Origin of the sequence: Paenibacillus vulneris, from assembly GCF_039543185.1 — a bacterium.
Classification (GTDB): domain Bacteria; phylum Bacillota; class Bacilli; order Paenibacillales; family NBRC-103111; genus Paenibacillus_S; species Paenibacillus_S vulneris.
In genome coordinates this window covers 662,867-687,936 of record NZ_BAABJG010000015.1, presented here as the reverse complement: position 1 = coordinate 687,936, position 25,070 = coordinate 662,867, and the positions used below count along the sequence as shown (strand labels likewise).

General features: G+C 45.9%; 25 protein-coding genes and 1 pseudogene. 16 read left to right on the top strand and 10 right to left on the bottom strand.

Going from position 1 to position 25,070, the window contains the following annotated elements; all coding sequences use genetic code 11:
- Nucleotides 1-33 precede the first annotated feature (33 nt).
- The 3 genes from ABEA66_RS16670 to ABEA66_RS16660 all read left to right on the top strand — a co-directional run bounded on the left by ABEA66_RS16670 (nucleotide 34) and on the right by ABEA66_RS16660 (nucleotide 3,717).
- Nucleotides 34-1,392: a four-carbon acid sugar kinase family protein gene (locus ABEA66_RS16670; RefSeq protein ID WP_345589039.1), complete on the top strand. Its 1,359-nt coding sequence runs from the start codon at nucleotides 34-36 to the stop codon at nucleotides 1,390-1,392.
- The gene (pdxA, locus tag ABEA66_RS16665; protein WP_345589037.1) at nucleotides 1,385-2,377 is read left to right on the top strand and encodes a 4-hydroxythreonine-4-phosphate dehydrogenase PdxA; all 993 of its coding nucleotides are present in this window, start codon (nucleotides 1,385-1,387) and stop codon (nucleotides 2,375-2,377) included. Before ABEA66_RS16670 ends, pdxA begins: the two co-directional genes overlap by 8 nt.
- A gap of 260 nt (nucleotides 2,378-2,637) precedes the next feature.
- Nucleotides 2,638-3,717: an ankyrin repeat domain-containing protein gene (locus tag ABEA66_RS16660; protein ID WP_345589035.1), complete on the top strand. Its 1,080-nt coding sequence runs from the start codon at nucleotides 2,638-2,640 to the stop codon at nucleotides 3,715-3,717.
- A 204-nt stretch (nucleotides 3,718-3,921) separates the two neighbouring features.
- On the opposite strand, the gene ABEA66_RS16655 is transcribed toward ABEA66_RS16660, so the two are convergent.
- Both ABEA66_RS16655 and ABEA66_RS16650 read right to left on the bottom strand, forming a co-directional pair.
- Nucleotides 3,922-4,593, bottom strand: coding sequence for a response regulator transcription factor (locus ABEA66_RS16655; RefSeq protein WP_345589033.1), 672 nt, complete (start codon nucleotides 4,591-4,593; stop codon nucleotides 3,922-3,924).
- A 2-nt stretch (nucleotides 4,594-4,595) separates the two neighbouring features.
- Entirely contained in the window at nucleotides 4,596-5,765 is a 1,170-nt protein-coding gene (locus ABEA66_RS16650; RefSeq protein ID WP_345589031.1) for a sensor histidine kinase, read from the bottom strand.
- A 202-nt stretch (nucleotides 5,766-5,967) separates the two neighbouring features.
- Between ABEA66_RS16650 and ABEA66_RS16645 the strand changes: the two genes are divergently transcribed.
- On the top strand, nucleotides 5,968-6,495 hold the full coding sequence (locus ABEA66_RS16645; RefSeq protein ID WP_345589029.1) for a CcdC protein domain-containing protein: 528 nt from the start codon (nucleotides 5,968-5,970) through the stop codon (nucleotides 6,493-6,495).
- A 236-nt stretch (nucleotides 6,496-6,731) separates the two neighbouring features.
- Entirely contained in the window at nucleotides 6,732-7,928 is a 1,197-nt protein-coding gene (locus ABEA66_RS16640) for a macrolide family glycosyltransferase (RefSeq protein WP_345589027.1), read from the top strand.
- A gap of 98 nt (nucleotides 7,929-8,026) precedes the next feature.
- Here ABEA66_RS16640 and ABEA66_RS16635 read toward each other — a convergent pair whose 3' ends face one another.
- Complete coding sequence (locus ABEA66_RS16635) at nucleotides 8,027-8,236, bottom strand: hypothetical protein (protein ID WP_345589025.1); 210 nt, start codon at nucleotides 8,234-8,236, stop codon at nucleotides 8,027-8,029.
- A gap of 534 nt (nucleotides 8,237-8,770) precedes the next feature.
- Between ABEA66_RS16635 and ABEA66_RS16630 the strand changes: the two genes are divergently transcribed.
- Nucleotides 8,771-9,415 carry a hypothetical protein gene (locus ABEA66_RS16630; RefSeq protein ID WP_345589023.1) on the top strand — a complete coding sequence of 215 codons (645 nt, stop codon included), beginning with the start codon at nucleotides 8,771-8,773 and terminating at the stop codon, nucleotides 9,413-9,415.
- Nucleotides 9,416-9,494: 79 nt separating this feature from the next.
- On the opposite strand, the gene ABEA66_RS16625 is transcribed toward ABEA66_RS16630, so the two are convergent.
- A complete protein-coding gene (locus ABEA66_RS16625; protein ID WP_345589021.1) occupies nucleotides 9,495-10,751 on the bottom strand; it encodes a stalk domain-containing protein in 1,257 nt (418 codons plus the stop codon).
- Nucleotides 10,752-11,068: 317 nt separating this feature from the next.
- Here ABEA66_RS16625 and ABEA66_RS16620 point away from each other — a divergent pair, with 317 nt between their 5' ends.
- The 6 genes from ABEA66_RS16620 (at nucleotide 11,069) to ABEA66_RS16595 (ending at nucleotide 15,660) form a co-directional block, all read left to right on the top strand.
- Nucleotides 11,069-11,956: a YwqG family protein gene (locus tag ABEA66_RS16620; protein ID WP_345589019.1), complete on the top strand. Its 888-nt coding sequence runs from the start codon at nucleotides 11,069-11,071 to the stop codon at nucleotides 11,954-11,956.
- A 63-nt stretch (nucleotides 11,957-12,019) separates the two neighbouring features.
- Nucleotides 12,020-12,925, top strand: a complete 906-nt coding sequence (locus tag ABEA66_RS16615) for a DUF4261 domain-containing protein (protein ID WP_345589017.1) — start codon at nucleotides 12,020-12,022, stop codon at nucleotides 12,923-12,925.
- Nucleotides 12,926-13,126: 201 nt separating this feature from the next.
- Nucleotides 13,127-13,816 carry a queuosine precursor transporter gene (locus ABEA66_RS16610; protein WP_345589015.1) on the top strand — a complete coding sequence of 230 codons (690 nt, stop codon included), beginning with the start codon at nucleotides 13,127-13,129 and terminating at the stop codon, nucleotides 13,814-13,816.
- 193 nt (nucleotides 13,817-14,009) lie between these two features.
- Nucleotides 14,010-14,387: a VOC family protein gene (locus ABEA66_RS16605; RefSeq protein WP_345589013.1), complete on the top strand. Its 378-nt coding sequence runs from the start codon at nucleotides 14,010-14,012 to the stop codon at nucleotides 14,385-14,387.
- Between the two features lie 280 nt (nucleotides 14,388-14,667).
- A complete protein-coding gene (locus ABEA66_RS16600) occupies nucleotides 14,668-14,934 on the top strand; it encodes a CD3324 family protein (protein WP_345589011.1) in 267 nt (88 codons plus the stop codon).
- Between the two features lie 174 nt (nucleotides 14,935-15,108).
- Nucleotides 15,109-15,660 (top strand): GNAT family N-acetyltransferase, encoded by a 552-nt coding sequence (locus ABEA66_RS16595; RefSeq protein ID WP_345589009.1) that lies wholly within the window; start codon nucleotides 15,109-15,111, stop codon nucleotides 15,658-15,660.
- Between the two features lie 425 nt (nucleotides 15,661-16,085).
- Here the strand turns inward: ABEA66_RS16595 and ABEA66_RS16590 are convergent, their stop codons facing one another.
- On the bottom strand, nucleotides 16,086-16,328 hold the full coding sequence (locus ABEA66_RS16590) for a DUF1259 domain-containing protein (RefSeq protein WP_345589007.1): 243 nt from the start codon (nucleotides 16,326-16,328) through the stop codon (nucleotides 16,086-16,088).
- 165 nt (nucleotides 16,329-16,493) lie between these two features.
- On the opposite strand from ABEA66_RS16590, the gene ABEA66_RS16585 reads away from it, so the two are divergent.
- Complete coding sequence (locus ABEA66_RS16585) at nucleotides 16,494-17,405, top strand: LysR family transcriptional regulator (RefSeq protein WP_345589005.1); 912 nt, start codon at nucleotides 16,494-16,496, stop codon at nucleotides 17,403-17,405.
- 353 nt (nucleotides 17,406-17,758) lie between these two features.
- On the opposite strand, the gene ABEA66_RS16580 is transcribed toward ABEA66_RS16585, so the two are convergent.
- The 5 genes and pseudogenes from ABEA66_RS16580 to ABEA66_RS16560 form a co-directional block, all read right to left on the bottom strand.
- Entirely contained in the window at nucleotides 17,759-18,151 is a 393-nt protein-coding gene (locus ABEA66_RS16580; protein WP_345589003.1) for a VOC family protein, read from the bottom strand.
- A 234-nt stretch (nucleotides 18,152-18,385) separates the two neighbouring features.
- Nucleotides 18,386-18,808, bottom strand: a pseudogene (locus ABEA66_RS16575) (transposase family protein); the annotation flags it as partial.
- A 19-nt stretch (nucleotides 18,809-18,827) separates the two neighbouring features.
- Nucleotides 18,828-20,009, bottom strand: coding sequence for an MFS transporter (locus ABEA66_RS16570; RefSeq protein ID WP_345589315.1), 1,182 nt, complete (start codon nucleotides 20,007-20,009; stop codon nucleotides 18,828-18,830).
- 74 nt (nucleotides 20,010-20,083) lie between these two features.
- On the bottom strand, nucleotides 20,084-20,374 hold the full coding sequence (locus ABEA66_RS16565; protein WP_079911620.1) for an ArsR/SmtB family transcription factor: 291 nt from the start codon (nucleotides 20,372-20,374) through the stop codon (nucleotides 20,084-20,086).
- Between the two features lie 125 nt (nucleotides 20,375-20,499).
- Nucleotides 20,500-21,915, bottom strand: coding sequence for an aminotransferase-like domain-containing protein (locus ABEA66_RS16560; RefSeq protein WP_345588999.1), 1,416 nt, complete (start codon nucleotides 21,913-21,915; stop codon nucleotides 20,500-20,502).
- Between the two features lie 729 nt (nucleotides 21,916-22,644).
- On the opposite strand from ABEA66_RS16560, the gene ABEA66_RS16555 reads away from it, so the two are divergent.
- The 3 genes from ABEA66_RS16555 (at nucleotide 22,645) to ABEA66_RS16545 (ending at nucleotide 25,027) form a co-directional block, all read left to right on the top strand.
- Entirely contained in the window at nucleotides 22,645-23,418 is a 774-nt protein-coding gene (locus tag ABEA66_RS16555; protein WP_345588997.1) for a GNAT family N-acetyltransferase, read from the top strand.
- A 107-nt stretch (nucleotides 23,419-23,525) separates the two neighbouring features.
- Nucleotides 23,526-24,377 (top strand): nucleotidyltransferase domain-containing protein, encoded by an 852-nt coding sequence (locus ABEA66_RS16550; protein ID WP_345588995.1) that lies wholly within the window; start codon nucleotides 23,526-23,528, stop codon nucleotides 24,375-24,377.
- Between the two features lie 101 nt (nucleotides 24,378-24,478).
- A complete protein-coding gene (locus tag ABEA66_RS16545; protein ID WP_345588993.1) occupies nucleotides 24,479-25,027 on the top strand; it encodes a shikimate kinase in 549 nt (182 codons plus the stop codon).
- Nucleotides 25,028-25,070: the final 43 nt, after the last annotated feature.

The window sequence follows — 25,070 nt, the reverse complement described above, 5'->3', positions numbered from 1 at the left end:
TTTCTATTTTTCAAAGTAAGGGAGGGAGACGGATTGCTGCGGTTAGCAATTATTGCGGACGATTTAACGGGAGCTTCCGATTCCGGTGTGCAAGTGGCTAGAAAAGGGCTGCCGACTCAAGTAGTCTTTGATTGGTCGGAGCTGAACGCTTCAACTTCTATAGCGGAGACCATTGTCCTGGATACCGACAGCAGATCGGTGCCAGGGGAGCTGGCGTACCAGCGCGTACGCGAGGCGGCCGCGTCCTTGAAGGAGCAAGGCTGCGCCTTTATTTATAAAAAATTGGATTCCACGCTTCGTGGAAATCTGGGTCAAGAAATCGAAGCCGTCCTGGATGTGTACGGCTTTGAGGGGGCCATTGTCGTTCCTGCCTTTCCGAGAATAGGGAGAACGACGGTCGGCGGCAGGCATTACTTAAATGGGGTGCCGATTCATGAGACAGAGATCGGCAGGGACCCGAAGACGCCTGTTCCCGAAGCTGATATCAGCAAGCTGCTGTCGGGGCAAGCGAGGAGAACAGCGGTGAGCATTCCGCTCGCCGCTGTTCGCGAAGGTCTTTCGGCGTTGGAGGAGAGCGTCAATCATGCATTGAAGTCTGGTGCCGAGCTATTAGTGATCGATGCTGAGACGGACGAGGACCTTCAACAAATTGCGGAGCTGATGCCAAAGCTTAAGGAACGATTATTATGGGCTGGCTCTGCCGGATTGGCTGAATATTTGCCTCTGTCATCCATCGGAATGGTCGGCTCGGATACGTCCACCGAAGGGGCTGATGTGGCTGAAGCTGCGGCAGATGCGGAACTGAAGCGAAAGGTTCAACGCGGTAGACAGCCTGTCATGCTCGTGGCCGGAAGCATCTCTCGTGTAACACGCGCCCAGGTGCAGAAGGTAAATGAGCATCCGGATGTGGCATGCGTGGAGCTGGACCCTTTGACACTGCTCGCATCGCCGGAGCAAGCCGCTCAGGAGAAGGAGCACTGCTACCGCAGTCTGTCCTCAGCGCTTAACGCAGGCTCGGACGTATCGTTCTATGCAGGTTCATCGCCGGAGCAGGTAGCTAAAGCGCAGAAGCTCGGGTTCAGCCGGGGGATGGATGCATCCAGTGTATCCAATGCCATCGCGGATGCATTAGGGGAAGTAGCCGCGGCTGTGTGCTCGGCATATACGCTGCAGGGAATGGTGTTGACCGGAGGCGATACCGCTAAGGCGGTATGCCGCCATTTGGGTGTAAGGGGTATTGAATTGACTTCGGAGCTTGAACCGGGTATTCCGCTCGGCAGACTGATTGGCGCACGGAATGTACCTACAGTCACCAAAGCAGGAGCTTTTGGCAATGTAGATTCGTTATGGCATGCCATGCAAATTTTGAAAGGGGAGTATACACATGAATAGACCGATCATTGGTATTACCATGGGGGACGGAGCCGGAGTCGGGCCGGAGATTATTATGAAGGCGCTGAGTGATGCGGAGATGTATGTGCAAAGCCGTCCTTTTGTTATCGGGGACGCCAAGCTTCTTGAGAGAGCGGCGCAGGTTGTTCACAGCGGACTCAAGGTCAATACGATTGCAGCGCTTCAGGAAGCCAAATTCGAGCATGGTACCGTTGACTGCTGGGATTTGAATTTGCTTCCCGCAGATTTGCCGTTCGGCAAGGTAAGTCCAGAGGCGGGCCATGCCGCGTTCATGTACTTGCAGCAAGCCATAGAGCTGGCGAACCGGGGAGAGATTGACGCGATCTGTACGGCGCCGTTGAATAAAGAAGCTCTTCACAAGGGAGGCCATATTTACCCGGGCCACACGGAAATTTTGGCGGAGCTGACCGGCACCAAGGACTATTCGATGATGTTGTCCGCACCTAAGCTGAAGGTCATTCATGTGACGACGCATGTCGGCATTATCGATGCGGTGAAGCAGATTAATCCGGACCGTGTGTACAAGGTGATCCGTCTGGCCCACGAAACCTTGCAAAAGGCAGGGTACACCGCACCAAAAATTGCGGTATGCGGCATCAACCCGCATGCGGGCGAGAACGGTTTGTTTGGCTACGGCGAAGAGGAAGAAAAGGTCATTCCCGGCGTACAGCGTGCTCAACAGGAAGGCATTCAAGCCGTCGGTCCGCTGCCTGCTGATACGTTATTTTTCCGTGCTACGCGCGGGGATTTCGATATCGTCGTAGCTATGTATCACGATCAGGGTCACGGCCCGATCAAGGTGCTCGGCTTGGAAGCCGGCGTCAACATCACGGTAGGACTGCCGATCATCCGCACGAGCGTCGACCATGGCACGGCCTTTGACATCGCAGGAAAAGGCATTGCCGATGAACAAAGCATGAAGGAAGCGCTGCGCCAAGCTATTGAGCTCGCTCCTAAGCGTTAATGGATTTTGCCGATAGGCTGCAGTAAGGCCCTGAATCGCCATTCTCATATTCCCAATCCAAGTCTGCTAGGCTCCATGGGAATATGAAGCGGCTGACAAGGGCCTTTTTCTTTATGGCACGAAAACCAACGCCCCGCTTTGCGGAGGTATTTTATGTCCCATAAGGAGTGTACGAATAGTCTTAAGCCCAAAGACCCGTTGTTTTTTGTCTGGCAGTTTTCTATACTCTTCATAAGACTTTGACTGGGAGCGGGTATGTCATGATTCATTTGAAAGATATTGGGAAGTTCGCAGAACTGCCGGAAATCGCGATGCACATTTACGAAGGGAATATTCCTGCATTGCTGGAAGCCGTAGCATCGGGATGGGATATAGAGGAAGGTATTGTACTTAGCCAATATACCACGTTAAGTCCATTAGATCTGGCGATAATATCCGGAAGACTGGATGTTGTTAAGCTGCTGGTCGAGCATGGAGTTAACTTGAATGTTGAACATAATCCTGCTTTTTTACGCGCAGTACGCTATGGCAAGGAAGATATGGTTCGTTACGTTGCCGAACATGGCGCCAGGATGGACATGCTGAATCAAGTTCGGTCCGGAGCTTATTCCCAAGCCTACTACGGCAACAAATCCAATATTCCGCTTATTCGTGAGCTGGGATTGGATATTAAACAGCATGGGGGTGCCGTGCTGCGTCAAGCCGTATCCGATCATGATTTGAAAACAATCGATTATTTACTCGAGCATGGGGTGGATATTAATTACAATCAGCCGGATATGGTGCACCCTTATCGTGCGACTCCTTTAACCGTTGCAACGCGCTTGGGTAATGCAGCGATGGTAAAACATTTGATTGAACGCGGTGCGGACGTTACGCTGTCAGAGAAAGACGGCGAGAGACCTTACACGATTGCGGTAATGAATAAAAATATGGCTTTGGCTGATTATCTGAAATCATTGGAGCCGGCTGAGTTTCATCATTTGGAGAACAAAAAATATGAACTGAAAAAGTATAAATTGACCGATGAGCTGATCCGCTTTCTTACCGGGGATAAGCTTCGTGTCGAGTTACCGGCAAATGATTATGAGATCAGGTATATCGATTTTTTCACCTTGACTGATACCTTTGAGATGCGAATCGGTCGTCAAAAGCTGCTGCGGCTATCGGCCGATATTGATAATTACTCCGATGTTCAGCTCGTGTGGAATCCCAAGAAAAAAGGCATGATCGGCTGTTATGATGCGGAGCATCAAGAGTATGCCGATTTGTGCAGCTTCCCGGAGTTCCTGGCTCAGCCTGAATTGTACCTCATCCGGTTTCTTGAGGGCGAGTGTTGACATGAAGCAGTTTCCTTCAAGCATCTCGTTTCGCTATTCATGGCGATCTTATCAGCAAAAAATATTGGACAACCTGGATCTGACAACTCAGCTAAAAAGGGATAGATCATCCAGTAAAATGGACAGATCTATCCTATTTTTACTTTACAGGGATTCCTCTGACGCATTGGCTATCAAAACTTTAACCCCTTTCTGTTTTGCGCATCATTCCACCATCCCGTTTCGAAGAGCGGCGACTACGACCTGTGTGCGGTCCTCGCAGCTGAATTTCTGCAGAATGCGGTGAACATGGGACTTAACGGTGCCCTCGGTAATGAACAGCTTTTTCGCTATTTGGTCATTGCGGAGACCGTAGGCCATTTCCTGAAGGATCTGCTGTTCACGTTCTGTCAATGGGTCAATAAGCAGCGGCTTGGCATCCGTTTCGTTAGGGGTATTTGCTGAGGAAGCGACCCGAAGCAGGGCATTGGCCGCGAGACTTGTCTTGTAAATGGCCTCACCGCGAAATGCGGAACGTACAGCCTCCAGCATCTGTTCTACCTCTGCGTCCTTCAATAAATATCCGACCGCTCCAGACCGAATTCCTTGATAAATATACTCCTGATCATCAAAAGTCGTGAGAATAACCGTTTTCGTAGCCGGCCACTGTCTCTTAATTTCTCGCGTCGCTTCGATGCCGGACTTTCTTGGCATTTGGATATCCATTAATATCACATCCGGACGAAGCTCTGAGGCCAAATCAATCGCTTCCTGACCGTCGGAAGCTTCTCCGACTAACTGCATATCGGGCTGCAATCCGATAACATAGCTGAATCCTTGCCGAATCATAGTTTGATCGTCGGCAAGCAGTACCTTAATTTTATGATGCTCCTGCATCCTCAATCCTCCTCTTCCATTTCACCTGATGAACGATCTCTATATGGTATAGACGCAGTAAGCTCCAGCCCGCTTGGTACCAAACTCGTGAGAAGAAGACTTCCACCAAGCTCCTCAAGCCTTGTCTTCATAACCTTGATGCCGTATCCTTCCTTGATATCGTTTATAGCTGTGACAACCCCGTTATCGCGGATAGTCATTACAAGCTTATCGGTCCGCCTAAAAAGCCAAACCTCGACTTGGGTCGCTTGCGAATGCCGGATAATATTCGTAATGGCTTCTTGAAGCACTCTGAAAAAGGTTTCATATGCCTCCGCCTCAACCTCTCCATCCTGTAAATCAGTGTGAAAGGTATAAGCAATGGAAGCGGTAGCCTCCATTCGGGCGAGCAGTGATTTTAAGCCTGTTACTCCAGGTATCGAGCGGTTGTCCGCAAGTGCATGAACAGAGGTGCGGATATCCTGAAGCCCTTGGCGCGCTACGGCCAGCATACCGTCCAGCGAATGTGCGGCACGCTCCGGATCTGCTTTCACCATATAGCGCAGAGCCTGTATTTGTACAATCAAGGACGTGAGACTATGTCCGACCGCATCGTGGATATCCCTTGCAATCCGTGTTCTTTCTTCGAGGACCGCGTATTGCATAGTGGTGGCCGAAGCCTGATGGAGCTGGTCGTAGGCTGATTGAAGCTCCTCCAGATGCTTTTTATTTAATTCATACATTTCATTCCGTTGTCTTCGGCTTCGTATGGAGAAGTACAGGGCTGTCGCAAAGAAGAGAAAGGAGATGATATTAAAAATATCTCCGCTTCCGAATTTCACATAGAATGCCGCGGTTACGCAAATGGCCAGTATCGCAGGGGTCTGCAGTTTGATAAAGGATAGGCGAATAGCCCCCACAAATAAAATGATTGCGATGATGTATATGAGGTTCATTTCTTGAAATCCGAACACCCCGACTGCGGCTTCCAGCAAAAGCAGACATGCAGCCAGCATCAGTCTTGTTCTTGTCCAGAGCTTCTTAGGGAGAAAAAGCATACAGGTATAGGTTACCCAGAGTACTACATTGAGTGCGATTTTCAGGGGAGGACCTTGGAAAAAATGATTGAACTGCATTAAAAAAAATAAAAAAGCGGAGTCGGTTACAGGTCTTCCATACAAGTAATATTTCATCGTGGCCCTCCTTTACCATGCAACCACTCCATTGTGCCATGCTTTCATGAAAAATATCAATCAACAGAGCCGAGTTTGGAGCAATATCTATCTGTAGATAGAGAAGAACGGGAGAACACTCTATCTTCAGCTAGTCGAACCCAATTCGCAGGAAAGGTAGTATAGAAGCATGAAACGCATTATGTTAAGGGGGCATCGCTTTATGCAAACACAGGTTGTAATCATGGGTTTACTTATTATTTTTATTATGTACCGTATGTATTTGAGAATTCGCCGTAATATCGGCTGGCAGCAGCTGCAGCCGCGCAAAATGGGTGTGTCCATAGTTCTTTTGAGTATTATTGGGCTGTTGTTTCTTATGGCAGGAACATTCCAGGTAAGCACCGTCATATCGGATCTGCTCGGTATTCTAGCTGGAGGTATTCTGGCTTATGTTGGAGCTCAGCTTACTCAGATAGAGCTGCGTAATGGTCATTGGTTTTATCGCCCGAATCTATGGATCGGAAGCCTCGTAACTGTTATTTTTATTGGCCGCTTCATGTATCGGTTATTTGGGATATTTACGGCGGGTGCTTCAGGTGCCCTGCAATCAGGCAATCCTTGGGCAAACCCTGTGTTTAGTTCGGGTTCCGGTTGGACAGCCGGTCTCATGCTTATTATGTTCGCTTATTACATCACTTACAATGTGATGATGCTGCGTAAGCAAAGATTTGCAAGCTCCAGAGCATAAACGCCTCAAGAAGTCCGGTACGTGTGGTACCGGAAGCTTCAGCTTTTTAAGAGGAGCTGCTGCGATTGTCCACTATCTCGCAGCCTATGCCTCAAGCACATGTAAGACGCTAAGAGGCGATAAGGACATGGCCGGTAAGCTATCCCAAGAAGGGATGATATGTGGAGAAGGGTGGAGTATACTAAACCTAATACCGCAAAAGGCAAGCGGAAATTTCTACTTGAAAGGTGATGGGTATGGCACGTGTATTGGTGGTTAATGCCGGTTCCGAAGGACATATTAATCCGACGCTCGGTGTAGTTCAGGAACTGATCCGCCGCGGCGAAGAGGTCGTTTACTTTTTATCAGAACCCTTTCGTGATCTCGTAGAGCCGACTGGGGCAAAGGTCATTACGCTTGATAACGACAAATTTATAAAGGCATTTATTGCAGGAGGAAGAAGTCCTTGGGCTCGAGTGGGCGGACTGCTGCGCACAGCCGATATCGTCATCCCCAGCCTCTTGCAGCAAATTGGAGAAGAGCGGTTTGATTACATGATTCATGACTCGATGTTCGGCTGCGGCCGGCTGCTTGCACAAATCCTTAATTTGCCGGCAATCAACTCATGCACAAGCTTTGCCTCTCAGCAAAACGACTTTGACAAATTGCAGGAACGCCTGACACAGCAGTTTCCGGCAGAGGTAAATGATCAAGCGAAACAGGAGTTTCAACAGCTGGTCCATAGAGTGCAGGCAGAATACCCTGTGCAAATTCATTCCGCTTATGAGGTTTTCTGCAATCCGGCTCCAATGACTCTCGTCTACACATCCAAATTATTTCAACCCGATGGCGGCAGCTTTGACGAGACGTATAAGTTTGTCGGTCCGTCAATCGTGCCTCGCTCTCAAGAATCGTTTGATTTTTCTAATGTGGACAAGGAGCGCCTGATCTACATCTCTCTCGGCACCGTATTCAATCAAGCTGCGGATTTTTATAAGCTCTGTTTTGCCGCGTTCGCCGGAACGAACTACTCTGTCATCATGTCCGTCGGAAAACAAACCAGGATTGAAGAATTAGGGGATATTCCTGCCAATTTTATCGTTCGGGATTACGTACCTCAACTGGAAATATTGCAGCATGCCCAATTATTTATTACCCACGGAGGAATGAATAGCACTAGTGAAGCATTTTATAACAGTGTGCCGCTGATCGTTCTTCCCCAAAGTGCCGACCAGCCTGTTATAGCGCGTCGCGTGGCGGAAACCGGGGCAGGCATCCAGCTGAATCAGGAGAGCTTGACCGCGGATGAGCTCAGAAGAGCGGCAGAACGCGTACTCAAGGATGGATCATTCCGCAAAGCAAGCGAAGCCATTGGCGAGTCTTTCCGTGCCGCGGGAGGGTACCGGCGAGCCGTCGAGGAAATCTTGGCGTACAATCAAAGTCTGGGTATATAGAACTGGAATGTTTCTATGCTGAGGCTTGTCCAAACGTAATAAGGGACCGCGAAGGTCCGTCCAACGAAGAGAAGTTTGGAGGACCCTCAAGCGTCGAATTAATGGCCATAGCCGTGGTGTCCCATTCCATGATAATGATGATGTGGGTGGTGAATATGATGCGGATGATATCCATAAGGGTGGTAGCCGTGATACCCATGATAGACATGAGGATGGTACCCATACGGATGATAACCATGATGCGGGTGGTACGGATGATGGTACATATGATGAGGATAATGCTGATAAGAGCGTTTGTTTTGAGCCATTGAAAAATCCTCCTTAAGTTCAATATTTTTTATGTTACGTCAACAGTTTATGTTCGTTATCTGTGCATAGATGCTTATCCAACATGGATTGGGCAGCAAAATAGACGCATGTCTCTATGAATCTGCCGGAATGGACAAGGTTACCATCTTCTTGATAATAAGATATATCGCATAAGAAGGAGATTCTTACCTTTATCCCGAACAAGACCAATAAATTCCTCGAGAAATCGTTCCCATTTGTGACCGATTTCTTTTTTTTTTTTTGCGCTTTCGGTTTCAAGCACAGTTCTGACGTTTGGTTTAGTGGGGTCTCTAGAAGAGATAATGCTACTTGTATGTGATAATCGATAGTTTGCTCTTCTATTCCATCCTGCTTATTGCATACGGAAGCAGCCGTTTAGTGCACTACTTTGGTAGGTCAGAACGGTGGATTCATAGACCCAACTTACAAGTATTTAGTTCGTTTTTCTATCACTTCATCATCGTTTCTTTCATAGAATAAGACATGCCAAACCTTGTAACGGAGGTGATATTTTGAACCGGAAAAAGATCATGTTTATTGTTACTTCAGTTATTTATTTCGAGCCTTCCCCGTTGTCCTACAGCAAAACTCGTTCCAGGTTTACACCCGAAGAAAGATTGAAACAAACAATGAAAACGCTGGAGTCTATACGTGTAATAATTCCAGACGCTTACATCGTCTTATTAGAATTAGGCACCAGAGATATTCAATCCAAGAAAATCCTCACTATAGCAAACCGATACATTTATTTAGGCGGTATGAAAGCCATCAGACATGCCGTTGATAGTCCTCATAAAGGTTATGGAGAAGCTGTAGGTTTATTACTCGCTCATCGATATATTCGATCATATCCTGCCGATTATTACTATAAACTAAGCGGGAGATATAAATTGACTCGACACTTTCGATTAGAATCGTGGATGAACGAAGGCTTCACAGCAAATATATCTAAGGGATGGATGTCGACTCGATTGTACGGTTTTTCAAAAAAACACTATGGAAATTGGCGAACTGCATTAATGAAAAGCCTCCCGAGCTTGAAGCGGGGACAGGCAATTGAGAAAGTGCTTCCCATTTATATGGGTAAAATTGGAAAAATAGAGAATCTGGGGATCTCAGGGGTCATTGCTCCATGGAACATAAGAATAGAAGAATAGATGAAATAGAAGAGAGGTCAACCAGTAATAGCTGGCTGACCTCAAATTAAGTAGAAGTGGCTACCGGTATGCTAAAGAGCTAGTTCTCCTTCGGAATATAGAAGCGGTTCTGCCCGATTTGGATGTTACGGAATGAGTCCTTGCCGTAATTGTCATGGAAAAAGAAAACACTGCGCACGACGGTTCCGTCTTTATAAGTTAGCGTGATCGTGTTGCCCGAGATGTCATAGGTTCCTTTGTCGCTCTTCGATCCTGTCGCATTAGTGGACGATACTGTATTATTCAATGAGGAAAGAGTCAAATCCGTGCTTTGGAAGGTACCGTCGGCGGAGAAGCTCAAATACTCCGTCCATGAGCTGGAGGACGCATTGATCCCGACCAGTCCGCTGTAGCCGATATACTGATATGTTCCCTTGAGTTTTGTCCCCTCGGGAACCGCTGCGATAGGGGACATATCAACATCATTAATAACGAGTTCGCCCCTATCGTTAATATGGATGGAACGGATGTCATTCGCACTGATCTGCAGCTTCCCATTCGCGATGGTGTATGTGCTGCAGCCGTCCCTGGAGCAATCGATGGTTTCCGGTCCGCCTTGAGGTGGAGGGCCGACGAAGATATGGTTATCTGGAAGGAAGGTATACATATCCCAGCAGGCGCCGCCGCATTCAAACCCGCCAAAATCATCCCTTAGACCGTAATACATTCCCGAAAGATTCGACAGATCTACGGGCTCACTGGCTGCTGCAGGAGGCGGAGGGGTTGGTTCCTGTGCAGCCGGCGTTGTCCCCTGCCCGGTTGGCGTGTCTTGAGTCGCATGCTGCTTCGCCTGCTTGGCGTCGTACTCCGCCAGGCGTCTCTGCACTTCCTCTTTGGACATGCCTACTTGTTTTAAAAACGCATCGGTAATAATCTGAATTTCGCGGGTATATTCGTCCCAATGGACAATGGCTCCCGTGGCTTCACCGATAAAACGCAGCGGCACCATCGTGCTGCCGTCTATAATCTGGGCACTTTGACTTAATTCCACCTGCTTCCCATTTACGTCTGCTTTCGAATCGTTAATGGTGAGGACAATAGACAGGCCGGGCCGCGATCCCGTCACCTGCTGCCTAATCTCATCCCATTTCACCTCCATGCCCATCGTTTCAAAAAGGGGCCGGAACTGCACCAGCGTAGTACCCTCAATAATTTGAGGCTCCACCTGGAAAGCGATTTTCGTAGTATCGACAAATACTTTTACTGGCTCTTCCGCAGCGGCCGGCAGACTGAACAGCAACGTCAGCAGAACAACGATGACGGGAATGAACGCCAGCCGCTTGCCTTTGAAGTTCACGATAAACTCCTCCTTCAGCTCTATTTTCGTAACCCAACATTAGGTTAATGAATGTTCCTATATTTTCCAAGGTACCAGAGTACGAAAAAAGAGGCCTGCCCCAGGATATACCCGTCTACGTGAACGGTTGAACGATCTCCCGTGAAGGGACGCGTCAATCAACGATGAACATGACAGTAGGAGACGCAGACTGATCTCTATTACTTTTGGGACGTTTTGAGCCCGAAGGCCCTAAGCGGCCTAGGTACATGGCATTATGGAAGCAGATGGGAAATCCCGGTACAATAGACATAATCATTAAAATGGGAGGACTTCAGTTGAATTTGAATGAGCAGCAGCGAAAACAAGTGGAGAGCTTAATTGAGGAGTATGGATTTGCCCATGCTTCCCAGTATATATTGGACCATATCCGTCCAAGCATTCGCTGTACGAAAGCCGGAGAGACTCACTACGAAACCCTGTGCGATTCCAGAGCCGGAGGAGATCCGGATTTACCGACCTCCATGCAGTGGCCGCTGACAAAGGACGGGATACCGATGACATTTCTGGCTCAGCTGAATCTGGAAGAGTTGTCTGGTCATGACACAGCATCATTGCTGCCGGTTGACGGGATGCTTTATTTTTTTGTAGGGATAGACGAGCCGGCATATGATATTGAACATCGTGTTTTGTATGTGACCAAGGAAATGCTTGCTGGTGTCGAAAGACGCTTTGCTCCGAAAGAGACGGCCTTGGAGGAGAGCTACCGCGGGTTCCGGCTTACGGCCAGGCCTTCTCTTGAACCGCCGAACTATGCTTATGTCGATTATGATCAGATAGAGAACGAATCGGTAGGATATGAGGATTACGAGGATTTAAGCTTTTCGATCAACGGCTCCAAGAGCGACGACGTTGCTACGTTGTTTGGCTACCCGGACGGCCAGCACGATGACGCCGAGCATGAAGCAGCCCTGATGATATTGACAGGGACAAGCTACAGCTACAGCAAAAGCAAGGCGCTTGAACAGATCACCGCTCATTTTGCAGGAGATGAGACGAAGGCCAGACAGGAGATCGAGGATACTTTGCTGCTTTTTGAGCTGGAATCCGATAATGATATTGGATTTTGCTGGTGGGATGCAGGAGCGCTGCAATTTTTCATCCGCAAAGAGGATCTTCTTGCAAGGCGGTTTGACAGAACCTATTGCTCGCTTTATTCAAGCTGAGCAAGCCAGGAGCGCTGAAATAACTAGAAATAGATGATGATCGGATAAAGGAGCTTGGAGATTATGGAAGAGTTGCTTCAGCAGGAACAAGATTTCGGATTTGCGAGAGTATATGCCGTAGAATTGAAATATAAACAGCCGCCCACTCTCGACCGACAGCTGCTTTATGAAAAAATGGAGCTGTATACAGGGAAGCTGAGTCAGCCGGAGCAGCAGCAAGAAGAAGGCTCGAGGCTGGCAGTTTGGGAGGCCAATGACGCAGATAAAGAAAACCTGCTGCATTTCTTTCATATGAATTATATGATCGCCTATTCAGAAGGGGAGATGCCTGCCCAAACCAGCCTGATGAACATTGATCATCGTCCTGCTTCGGACTACACAACGGCCGTTCAACAAGCCTGGCATTGGCGGGAAGCCGGAGAGACGCTGAATGCATGCAGCCATTCTCTTCTGCTCGTCGACATGATGGCATCAGGCCTGGATCCTAAATCAAGATTGCAGCTATTCACTGGTGCTCTTCAGGCGCTACTGGAGGCGGCACCCTGCGATGCGATTTATTTCAGGGAAAGCGATAAGCTGGTCGAGCCAGGCGCTTATTTAACTGCAATTAAAGAGGGGGCTCTCTTATATGGAGCCATGAACATCCGTTACTATAATGTCGAGGGAAGCGGAAGCGGGCGGCAGGAAGGATTGATGGATTCCATCGGACTCGCGGCGCTGGGCATTCCGGACGTCCAGTGTCACTTCTATGATCTTGACCCTTCCCAGATGGCCGGGACTTTAATGGATATCGCCTATTATTTATTCAACCAGGGAGACGTGATCTCCGACGGTGAGACTATCGGCTTCACGGAAGATATGCGTTGGCGCTGCGAGCATCAATATGCATTGGCGGCGCCTCGGCGAGTCGTGATCGACATTGACCCGGGAGAGCCTTACTATGCCGGGAGACAAGAACATCATTCATGATCAGCCAAGAGCTGCTGCGTGTTCGCGGCAGCTTTTTTGGTTTAATTTTTCAGAACGATGAGTTCGTCTTAGCGCTTAACATATCCCTTATTGCCGGAATTAACGGGCTATGATACAATCATACTCTGCCCAATTGGCGGGCTTTATGCCGATCGCGGTTCGAAACCATCCCGCGTGATCAAAACTAAGGGGAAAGTGATTATGTTCAATTTTGTTTGGGGTGTTGCATTTGTCATCGTCAATTTCGGGCTGTTCTTGCTCAGCTACCGCCTGTTCGGGCGCAAGGGGCTGTATGCCTGGGTAGGCTTCGCTACTGTACTGGCCAACATTCAAGTCGTCAAGACGATCGAAATATTCGGTATTGTGATGACGCTCGGTAATTCGATTTATGCGTCGATATACATGACGACGGACCTGCTTAATGAGAAGTACGGGCCCAGAGCCGCGCGGCAGGCGGTGTGGTTCGGATTTTTCAGCCTGTTTGCCTCGGCGATCATTATGCAGATGGTGCTGTTCTTCGTACCTCAGCAAGGCGATATTTCACAGGAGGCTCTTGAGACGATTTTTGGTTTGGCACCGCAAATTGCATTGGGAAGTCTGGCAGCTTATTTCGTCAGCCAATTTCTGGATGTTCGTGTTTTTAGTGCCTTGAAGAACCGGTTTCCTAATCATAACCAGTTCTGGCTGCGAATTAACGGAAGCATCGGCCTTAGCCAATTTGTCGATTCTTTAGTGTTCTGTTCCATAGCCTTCTACAAGGTGTATCCGCTAGGCGTATGGGTACAAATTCTTTTAACAACCTATGTACTGAAGTTCGTCATTTCGGCAGCAGGCACACCGGTGTTATATTTGGCGCGTTCGTTCCGGTTTCGGGAAGAAGAGAAGGAGTAAACTCCTCCAAATCATAAACACATCATAAAGATGAGCAAAGCATTTGATCCATGATCAGGTGCTTTTTTCTATTTAGGGACCTTTTCATCATATAAGAACACGAACGTTTATTTACTATAGGAACAAATGTACGTTATAATGGGATGGAATAATATACCTTATAATCCAAAAAATAAGGAAGGTTGTGTGAATATTGATAGAGGCAACTGAAAAGCTAGTCGAAAGAATTGACGCCGTATTCCTGCCTGTAAAAAATCTCGAATCTTCTTTGAAATGGTATCAAGAATTATTTGGTTTTAAGCTGCGTTGGAAAAATGAAAGAATGGCGGGTCTTGCAGTCGCTTCAAATTGCGGCTTTCATCTTGTACAGGTTGGAATTCACACACCGAATAAGGAATATGTGCCATTCAACTTTGCTACAAAGGATATTCAGAAGCTGCATCAGACATTAAAAGAAAAGGGTGTTAAAGTGACTGAGGTTGATGCGGACACTGATTTTAAAGAGATGCGACTGTTTGATTTTTGGGATCCGGATGATAATATCATCAATGTCATTGCTATTGAAACCTGAGTTGGTAAAATATTTGATAGGGGTAGCCAGCACGATCTGCTGACCTTTTATACATTATGGAAAGAGAGGTAATTGAAATGACAAGACATCTCAAGCAAACTTGTCAAAAACTTTCGATGCATAGTTTATCAATAAGCTCCATGCAAAGTCTATGTGACAAACGCTAGCGGTTGTTTGCATGGAGCCTGATGACTTAACCGCTCTAGACACATAGGATACAAAAGTTTGTCACGCAGGCTTTGCAACCGTACATCTACTAACAGATGGAGGGGCGAAGCCAATGAAATATATATCCGCGAATGAAATTTTACCCGAGCATTTACTTCGTGAAATACAACAATACGTTCAAGGCAGGGTGCTCTATATCCCGGCTCGTGAAGGCGCCAGAAAAAAATGGGGTCAGCTGTCGGGACAGAGAGAGTATCTGAACAATCGGAACTCGGAAATTAGACAATTGTTTCGTAAGGGCATCCGTATGGACCAGCTCTCAACTACATACTGCCTGTCCGAAGACAGTATCAAGAAGATCGTGTACTCAAAAGAATAATAATCCAACGGCTTGCGTTCAGTTGAAATAACAACGCAGGCTTTTTTGTATAATAAACGGCTATAGGTATTGTCTGCCTATTATTCGGTGCTGCCTATCTATATACTTTTCATTGAAAGATCGGGGATATTCCAACCTCGCTTCAAACAAATGAACACTAAGGAAGTGATAGATGTGAATGCGAATGTCGTGGTACAGCTTTGCAGCGCCGATGACAAATTTATCATCAACAACATATACCCGCTATATTTACATGATTTATCTGAAGTGTGGGAGTTTAAGACCAATCGTTTTGGTGTTTTTGAAGAGGACGATACCCGGACATTGGATGAACAGAATCGAATCTTTGACATCTGGTGGGAGCACCCGGGTGTCCTGTTTCCATACATCATCAAGGTAGATGAGATCCCGGCAGGTCTTGCTTTTGTAGCAACCCCGCCTTACACTCCGTGCCCCAGCTTCATCAATTACTTTTTGAATGAATTCTTCCTGTTGCGTCATTATCGTGGTAAGGGGATCGGAGAACAAGCGATGCGACAACTTATAGGTTTGTTGCCAGGGCATTGGGAATTGCAGACCAACCCTTCCGAACGAAATGTGCGTGCTATCCAATTTTGGCGCAAAACGTTGGAAGCTTGTACTAATGGCGAGTACTCTGAAGAAATGGGTCACCACCCCAAATACGGGGAAAAGCTTGTATTTCGTTTTTCCACAAACAGAACGTAAGATTTTGAATGGCACCAACGAAGCTGCAAAAACAAGGAGCAAACTACTCTCGCAGCTGCTCCATACTTATTAATCTATTGAGGTTACAACAGGGGGAACTGCATCATACCAAGGTGGAGCACCGTCAACGACCATGGTTTGTCCAGTTGTTAATCCGCGCGCATCAAATAAAAAAAAGCTTCCGCCGCATCCTATGGTTCCCCTACAACGTCTGACCGGAAGAGCGTGCCCGTCGGTTCCATACATCGTATTTCGATCTTCCTCTGACAGGCGGCCCCACAGCTCGGTGCGCATAAGACCGAAAGCTAACGGGACTCGTAAGTCCACCCCTTCTTCTTTTCAGGCGCTGTGTCGATTATAATGAGTTCTATAGCTGATAAATAGGGCTGGAATTCTAGTAGGATGGAGGATACTGTTCGATTGTATTAGTTTAATCTTTTCAGAAGCGAGGCCACTTTTCTTGCAAAAACTATGGGATTTTCGACGGATTTTAAGTGCACATACATTAATTTAGGCTTGTCGAATAACCAATGGTTGTGAATGGCCGTTACTTTTAGGTTAAGCTTGGTTGCATTACGGACGAAGGATTGAATTTCACGTTGTAACAAGGTAAATTCGCCTGTATTTAATGATTTCCCTGCTCTCCCTCCAACTGTCTCAGAATACAAGTATCTTATTCTAAATATTGCAGACAAGTTCTAGGTTGCAGTTGGTATATTCTATTAATAGGAGAATAGAGATCATGAAAACACCTTGATATAGGGTTTATTCTCTCATCCAAATTGCTAGACATAACGAATCTAATAAAACCATTGGTGAAAGGGGCGGAGAGGATGGAGCTTAGACAGCTTGAGTATTTTGCTGCCATATGTAAGGAGATGCATTTTTCGAGGGCGGCTGAGAATCTGTGCACTACCCAATCGAATTTAAGTCAGCAGATCAAGTTTTTGGAAAATGAGCTGGGGATGCCTTTGTTCGATCGTATCGGCAAGCGGATCGCTCTAACGGATGCTGGAAAAATCTTGCTGGAGCAATGCCAAATCATCTTCGAACGTATCGACTACATTAAAGGCGCTATTACGGATCTTAAGGATATAGAGGGGGGAAGATTGAACATCGGTATCCTTCCTGGTGATGGAGACTTGCTGTTCGATGCACTGCTGATCAACTTTCATCTTACCTATCCCAAGCTATCGATTAGTGTAACGGAGACTATGGATGTATATGAACAGGTTATTAACGGCACAAGGGACCTTGGGGTAACCACAGTTCCTTCGAACCCGGATGACCGTGTCCGTATCATTCCTTTGTTCCACGAAGAGTTTGCTTTAGCTATCCGTTCAGATCATCCCATTGCAAAATCAAAGGCAATCCCCTTTGAGCAGCTGCAGCATTTGAAGCTGGTCATGTTCGGGCCGGAGCACCAAATCACGCGAATTTTTCATACCTGCTGTCAAGAAAAAGGGATCACCATCTACAATCCGATTGTCACCTCGAGCTTGTCAACGCTCCTATCCTTAGTCGAACAAGGGATTGGAGCATGTATTCTTCCACGCCTGCTGCTTGATTATCTGAATCGAGAGAACATTTCGGCGGTTAAGCTTATTGATCCGACGCCCAGTCAGGATATCTGCATCATTCATCGGACGGATAAATTTATGGGGCGTGCGGCTAAGGTTTTTATCAACGAATTGCAGTTGTTCTTAGAAGGCGTAATGGAGCGTACCACCCGGTCATCGGGGTAATACGGCAAACTTCTTGAAGATATTATAAACCAATTCAGGTAACAAGAGTTGTGCAGATTGGTTTTTATTCCAGATCCTGCTTGCCATAACTTTTTATGTAACAACCTCGTCTAAAAGATGAAGGTGATATCCTGGGATGTGACTTGGAAGAATACATCGCCGCTTGGATTGTCCGTTTCTTGGGATTCTGTGGGGGGAGGGAATTATCAATTGTTACACATGAACGCCGAGTAATTTTCCTCTCTCTGGTTCGACGCGTTCTAAAAATATATCCATACTTAAAGGCCATCCTTTCGGGATTGGCCTTTGTGTGCAAATTAGTGGTTCGATTGAAATACAGGAGCCAATTCTATTTAACCGTTTGTAGCCCCCAGAGAATTTCCATCGAGGTCAAAGAAACCAAATCCGCCAATCTCACCCGGCTTTAATTCAATTGTTTCACGATTCGTAGGGATTCCAAGTGATTTTAAGTAGTTGTGAAACCCGACCAGGTCTTCAGTGTAAAAATCAATGACGCTTTGAGTGTAATTATGACTGGTATTGTGGAACTTAAGCCTGTCCGCTGTATCTGTCTGCACTAGATAGATCCCCACCGGATGGTTGGGGAAATCAAGCATTGCTTCTGTCCATGACTCATCGAATTCGCCTACCGTTTTCACCCCAATCACTCGTTCGTACCATTCGATGGCGGCTTTCAGATTGGAAACAGGAATTTCAACTCCGGCTATTCTTGAAATATAGCTCATTTTATCACTCCTTCTTTGTTATTATGTTTGAAGCAAGGATGATATGAATATGGAATTCGCTTGAAATACAGTAATTTCCTTCTTGTTAGATGAGTAAATTAAAAATTGAAATCATCTTATTACGGTGAATTAATAAATGCCTTTTTAAATATAAATATTAGCCCCATAGCCCGTTGCTGTGGGGCATTTAATGTGTATCTCGTCAATCCCAAGCCAATTAGGTGTTTCGAATCAAAGAGTTTCTTTATGATGATCGATGTAATCACGAAAGATATTACGTATCGTTTTTTCATGCAATCCAACTTCCTCGGATATACTGACAAACGTGCGTTTAAGGCTTTGCTTCACTATATAAGACAATAAACGTTTGGTGCAACTTCTCTTCTCGTCTATAGTGTGGTTTAGGTGTTCCCAAAAGGTTCGATTGCAGTCTCTGCAGCGATACCTCTGACGCTTTATAAGTAGCCCAACATGCTTGCCTTGAATAGGTAAGTCCATACAAATCTGTTCCCTGCTGTCGTGTTTGTAAAGGTTGGCTATACTTCCACAATGAGGGCAAGTCAAAGGTGGAGAGTTTGCGACGACTTGAATTAGAATATAGAATTCATTCTCTTTAATACCTAGGATGTTGAATTTCGAAAGATTTAACATATCCATTTGAATTTCTTTTTTGCAGTTATGCTGCATACTCCTTCTTTATTTTCGCATCACTGGCCAAAATACCGCTGAATATAAACAATAATAACGAACCGGCAAAGCAAGTAGCCGCAAACAAGCCAACGGCGAAAAAACCGTTAAAAGACGCGTAAATCAGGCCAGCAATCCAAGAACCGAGCGTTGTCGCGGCGTACATGATCGAATTGGCCAAGCTAGAGATCGTGCCGCGTATGGTCGGATTTAGTGAATTCAGCAGTCCCAGTATGAGTGGAAAAGTGACTCCCATGGTAACGAATATGAAAAAGTAAACACTTTCGAAAGCCGCAACCGATGGCAAGTGGGGCAAAACAATAAAACATGCAATAGAGACAAGAAATCCTGCAACCAGCGTGTTGAAACGGTTTAATGTTTTGATTACATAGGCACCGCTGAGGCTCCCGACTATATTTCCGAGACCAAGAAAAAACATCACATACCCAGCTTGATCGATTGAAAGTTGAAAGCGATCCGTCACCCATTTTCCGATGAAAGAGAAGGAGGCAAAGAATCCGCATTGAAATAAGAAATGTGCGAAGAAAGCTCTTCTCGCCATTGAACTATTCAATAGCGGGAGGTATCTACTGAGGATAGGAGATTTATTTTTTTGATCGTGATTCGGTTTCATTTCGGGCAAAGCATAATAAATGAATATTGCCACGAATAATGCGAATGCTCCGATTGTAAAGAAAGAATAAGACCAATGGATGGAGGCAAGCAGACTTCCAATAGGGATGCCGAACGCTTGGGAAGAAGCCAAGCCGGCCATGACGATTCCGGATACTTTGGCGATCTTCGTCGTTGGGAATAGGGCAGGGATCGAGGCCCAGACTTGAGGAGCCGCAAATGCTGCACTGACTCCGGCAAAAAAACGGAATAAGAACATCGACCAAAAACCTGTGGCAAAGCCGCATAACAGGGTTGAAACCGAAAAGCATACCATGCCGTAAAGCATTACCTTTTTGCGATCCCAGCCATCGGAAAGCGGTCCTGCAATCAGCGCGAATAGGGCATAACCTAAGGCATAGGCTCCGACCATCCAACCGGCAGATTCGGTCGGGATATGAAACAATTGTTGGAGCGTGGGGAGGAGCGGTGAAATCAAAAAAGTATCCGTACCGATGACAAACATGACGAGGAATAATAGGATTGTTAATCTTAACATGGTATCCACCCTTTCAATTTTGTTCTAAAGTTCAATGACAATTGAACTAATTGAAGAAAAAAAGAGATTCCCTTCTACAACGTATCCAGAAATCCAGGTAAGTAAGTTTGAAATGTCTCCAAATCGATGCTCATATACTTCGCTTGAGCCTCTTTTCGTACCTTGATCAATTTCGCCTCCTTTAAAGTACGCAAGTGATATGAAGTATTCGATTTCGTAGTATCGCGAATGTTCCCTACTTCTCCACAATTCATCTCTTTCTTGCTGGCGTATAGAGCACGTACGATGTCCAATCTTGTGTCATCAGCTAACGCCTTAAATATTTTGACTCTGTGCTCATCACTTGTTATTTTTTGAGTAGTCATAAAACTATTGTACTAAGATATCATTACAAATCAAGTCTTTAGAAACATACCACCACATTCTCCGATTTATAGGTGAAATGTTTTGATTTTGTCTTCAATAAATACATCCTCCCAAGGTCATCCTCTCAAACCTCGTCTGCCAATTCGACAAGCCTCTGGACGCCTTCTCTCAATAGCTGCTCATTCAGATAGGAATAGCTGAGGCGTATCCATGATTTGTACTCCTTGAGCGGATCGCAAATCGCTCCGGGCACAAAGGTGATTGATTGCTTGATGCATGTACTGAGTAAACGTTCAATCTCCACCGTTTCCGGAAGCTTCACCCATAAGTTGAATCCGCCAGCAGGGGAGTTCCACTGCCAGTCGGTAGCGGACAATTCCCGTTCTACGATTTCCTTGCGGACCGCAAGCGCAATGCGAAGTTTCTCTATATGCTGCTGCAGCCGCTCGCTGAAAAAATAATGCAGAAAAATTTTCTGATTCACCAAAGGCGTCCCGCTGTCCGACAACAATTTGGATTTTATCAGGTAGTTCATGATGGAAGGGCGGCATGCAACGATGGCGATACCGAAGCCGGGAGCGATATATTTGCTGAAGCTGCGAAGATAAATGACCCATCCTGCCGTATCATAAGCAAAAAGAGGCCGTGGCGGCTCTTCGCCAAAATAAATGTCGCGGTAAGGATCGTCCTCTAACAGCAGACATTGATACCGCTCGGCAAGCTCAACGAGCCTTTTCCTTTGTTCGGCGGGTACGATATAGCCTGTTGGACTTTGAAAGGTGGGATTTAGATAAAACAGCCGTGGCTTGTAGGTTTGCATCAGCTTCTCCACCTGCTCCAGATCATAACCGTACGGGTGAATCTCGACCGGAACAATAGTTGCGCCTTGTCTTCTGAAAATATCAATCGCCGTGCTGTAGGTAGGACGCTCCAACATAACGGCATCTCTCGACTTGACCAGTGCTCTGGCAACCAAATCCATGGCCTCCTGCGATCCGCAAGTAATCAACAATTCGTCTGCAGATAAGTGAAACCGATGGCAATCGGTAAAGTAACGGCACAACGCATCCCGCAGCTCCCGGTCTCCTTGCGCGGTAAAGTAGGTGCCGAGCATTTTGGGATAGAAATCGAACACTTGCTTCACATATTCCGAAAAATAAAGATTGGGGAGCAGGTTAGGGTCGAGCAGCGATCTCGACAGAACATATTCGGCTTGCACCTGATGGATTTCAGAAAGATGGCTTTCATGTACGTAAGCGGAAATGATCGGATTATTCAGCGAATCTGGAGGAAGACCGCTGTCCGGTCTCACATAATAGCCGGACTTGTCCTTCGCTTCGACGATTCTATTCTTCTTCAGTAGCTGATAAGCTTTAAAGACTGTCAGTCGATGCACATTGAATTCCATCGCCAGCGAGCGGATGGAGGGAAGCTTCTCATGCGGCTTCCATTCTCCTCGACGGATCCGATCCAGAATATAGTCATAGATTTGTTCAAACAGTTTGCCTGTACATCCGCTTGAAAGAACTGTTTTTTTCATATGTTTTGCCCCCAATACCATTAACCCTTAAATACCAAACATAGCTTGCATGAAACAGTGCTCACGATCACTTCGATGCAGACGCGTCGATGTTTACGCTCCCATCGAATCCGAATGAGATGAAGAGGATAGGGTGAGGACTTTTGTTTCAGTTATTTTTGTATACTGGTAGGTTGCTACAATTACAAGGAGGCTCCCATTGAAGGCCTAATAAGGGAGACTTATAAATGGGTTATGGAAAATCATTGGAGAAGGCAATACGGCAACGGTGTATGAATGGGTGGAAGGAAAAGTACTTAAGCTTTTCAAAAAGAGATATCCCATTAATGCGGTAGAAAGAGAATACAATAATACCAAGGCAATGCAATGTATGCATTTTGCAAAACCAATGGCATATGGGATTATTAATTGCGACAACCGCATGGATATTGTGTATGATATGGTCATGGGCGAGTCCCTATTGGATTGGGTTTTGTAAACAGGTGACCTCCAGGGATGCGCGCTGCAAATGGCAAAGCTACATAAGACTATGGTTCAAAACAGAGTTAGCCAAGTATAGAATTATAAGGAATTTTTAAAATTTAATCTGTTACATACCCCTCAGAACTAATAGATCAACAAAAGCACTAACCATTCAGAAGCATTTGAAGTGACTCGAGACATGATACATGATTATCTATCGGTGATTATGACGGCCAGAAATATAGTAAACAGGGAGGAGATAGAATCGTGAACGTAAATACAGATCAACAATTCGTTCTAAATAATTTTGAGGAGAAGTTAAAAGCATTTACCCAAGCGGTCAATGGAAAACTTACCGAGGAGGAAGATTTCGTCATAGCGAATACAGAAATTCCTACCGATACGTTCAACGTGCTGCTGCCGAAATCTCCAAATATACAAAATGCCGCAAAGCTCGCACACGGAATCGAGAATTTCCGGTTGAAAGCATATCCTTTCTGTACCTGGATGGATGCTGCGTATTTGAGTAATGAGTGGATCAATCTGCTTCAGGAATATGACCTCAAGGAAGCGGAGCGTAATGTGACGATGAAACTTGATAACACGCTTCATGTCGGTGCGAGAATAGCCCATCAGCTAACGATCACTCCCGTGAGGAATCATGAAGAGTTCATAAAATACAAAGAGGTGTTTATGAGCCTATTTGAGGGTACATCGGAGAAGGATGCGTTAAAAGCGTATTTTGATAACTTTTCCTATGAAGCCTTAGGCTCAGAGATTCAAATGTTTATCGGCAGCGTAGGGGAAAATACGGTATCCACCGGTTTATTAATAGAAGCCAAAGATAGCTACGGCATCTATGACGTAATGACAAGGGAAGGGTATAGAGGCAGAGGATACGGCAGTGAAATGTTCCAATTCCTTCTAAACCAAACAACAGATAAACATAAACCGGTTGTATTACAGGCTTCTCAGGATGGGAAAAATATCTATAAGCGCTTCGGATTTATGGAAATCGGAGAAATGATTGTATTTCAATAATGGAGGAAGATCGCTGTGACAGAATCGTTTAACAAATCCTTTCCCTACCCAACAAGAACGGCATTCATTATAATGAACAGATCTAACCTTGGATCGGAGCGAAATAGATGGACGCGAACAGCATAATTTCCAATATTGTCGACAGTTTGAAGCAAATAAATGGAGTAAGCGCCATTGTACTTGGTGGCTCCAGAGCTAGGGGGAGTGACACCCCTACTTCCGATATCGATATTGGAATTTACTACCATTCGGAAGAGGAATTGGATCTAGCCCGGCTTCGTCAGGCTGCTGTATTCCTTGATGATGATCATAGGGAAAACCTAATAACAGGCATAGGGGAATGGGGATCTTGGATTAATGGCGGCGGTTGGCTGCAGGTGGAGCAAACCCCGGTTGATCTTTTATTTCGCGATTACCATAAAGTGTCTCAGGTCACGGAGCAGTGTGTTAAGGGAGATATTACGATAGATTATCAGCCAGGGCATCCGCATGGGTTCGTCAACGCCATTTATTTGGCCGAAATCGCATTGTGCAAAGTTTTATGGGACCCTTCCGGAGCTATCGCAGAGCTGAAACGTAAAACGCTGCCCTACCCACCTTTGCTTCAAAAAGCGATAATCCAAAAGTTTTTCTGGGAAGCCGGCTTTTCCGTGGATAACGGATGGAAAGGAATCTATAAACAAGATTTGTCCTATATCGCCGGGTGTTGCTTCAGGGCAGTAGCATGCTTGAACCAAGTTTTGTTTGCCATTAACGAAACCTATCTTATGAACGAAAAGGGAGCAACGGCCATAGCCGATACATTTAACATAGTACCCAGCAGCTACTCAAGCAGAGTTAATGAAATTTTCACCTTAATTTCAGAAGATCCTGATGGCTTAGCCAAAGCTTTGACCATGCTGCGTGATTTGATTCAAGAAACAGATCATCTTTTGAAGTCCAAATCGATCTTGAGCTAACGTTGACGTTGTTTGATAATCCCACCTCGGTGATTCGTTATCATTAAGTGGATAAAAATGGTTCGGAATATCCGCCTAAAGTCGGTTTGGAAGGTGATATAGTGGATAAAGTTCATGGGGAAAAAAATATCGTATTTATAGGCATGGCGGGATGCGGAAAAAGCACCATCGGCGTCTTGATTGCGAAAGCACTGGATATGGCATTTATAGATACAGATCATATCATGGAGCACAAATTCGGCAAGCGGCTGTGGCAAATCCTCGAAGACATCGGCAGTAAAGAATTTATTATTCAAGAATCTGAAGTGATTTGTTTGCTTGATTGCACAAATTCCGTTATATCTACAGGTGGAAGCGCGGTCTATTCGGATAAAGCCATGAGCTTTCTGAAGCAAAATGCAGATATCCTGTTTATTGATCTCTCCTATCCGAATATACAAAAACGGCTTGAGAATACGGACATACAAAGCCGCGGGATCGTGATAGATCAAGGGAAAACCTTGTTGGATGTATACAATGAAAGAAATGGATTATACAGAAAATATGCTGATTATACGATTGATGCCAATGATAAATCTATCGAAGAGTTGGTAGCAGAAATTACTGGCATATTTACGGGGAGCACAATCGATGTAGAGGAAGCTAACTAACATTAAAAGTCGCATGTTGTCTGAATAAACTATCAGATGAACA

Coding starts and splice junctions, on each gene's coding strand:
- pdxA (WP_345589037.1), top strand. CDS start 1,385: ATGAATAGACCGATCATTGGTATTACCATGGGGGACGGAGCCGGAGTC.
- ABEA66_RS16660 (WP_345589035.1), top strand. CDS start 2,638: ATGATTCATTTGAAAGATATTGGGAAGTTCGCAGAACTGCCGGAAATC.
- ABEA66_RS16655 (WP_345589033.1), bottom strand. CDS start 4,593: ATGCAGGAGCATCATAAAATTAAGGTACTGCTTGCCGACGATCAAACT.
- ABEA66_RS16650 (WP_345589031.1), bottom strand. CDS start 5,765: ATGAAATATTACTTGTATGGAAGACCTGTAACCGACTCCGCTTTTTTA.
- ABEA66_RS16645 (WP_345589029.1), top strand. CDS start 5,968: ATGCAAACACAGGTTGTAATCATGGGTTTACTTATTATTTTTATTATG.
- ABEA66_RS16640 (WP_345589027.1), top strand. CDS start 6,732: ATGGCACGTGTATTGGTGGTTAATGCCGGTTCCGAAGGACATATTAAT.
- ABEA66_RS16635 (WP_345589025.1), bottom strand. CDS start 8,236: ATGGCTCAAAACAAACGCTCTTATCAGCATTATCCTCATCATATGTAC.
- ABEA66_RS16615 (WP_345589017.1), top strand. CDS start 12,020: ATGGAAGAGTTGCTTCAGCAGGAACAAGATTTCGGATTTGCGAGAGTA.
- ABEA66_RS16610 (WP_345589015.1), top strand. CDS start 13,127: ATGTTCAATTTTGTTTGGGGTGTTGCATTTGTCATCGTCAATTTCGGG.
- ABEA66_RS16600 (WP_345589011.1), top strand. CDS start 14,668: ATGAAATATATATCCGCGAATGAAATTTTACCCGAGCATTTACTTCGT.
- ABEA66_RS16585 (WP_345589005.1), top strand. CDS start 16,494: ATGGAGCTTAGACAGCTTGAGTATTTTGCTGCCATATGTAAGGAGATG.
- ABEA66_RS16580 (WP_345589003.1), bottom strand. CDS start 18,151: ATGAGCTATATTTCAAGAATAGCCGGAGTTGAAATTCCTGTTTCCAAT.
- ABEA66_RS16570 (WP_345589315.1), bottom strand. CDS start 20,009: ATGTTAAGATTAACAATCCTATTATTCCTCGTCATGTTTGTCATCGGT.
- ABEA66_RS16565 (WP_079911620.1), bottom strand. CDS start 20,374: ATGACTACTCAAAAAATAACAAGTGATGAGCACAGAGTCAAAATATTT.
- ABEA66_RS16560 (WP_345588999.1), bottom strand. CDS start 21,915: ATGAAAAAAACAGTTCTTTCAAGCGGATGTACAGGCAAACTGTTTGAA.
- ABEA66_RS16550 (WP_345588995.1), top strand. CDS start 23,526: ATGGACGCGAACAGCATAATTTCCAATATTGTCGACAGTTTGAAGCAA.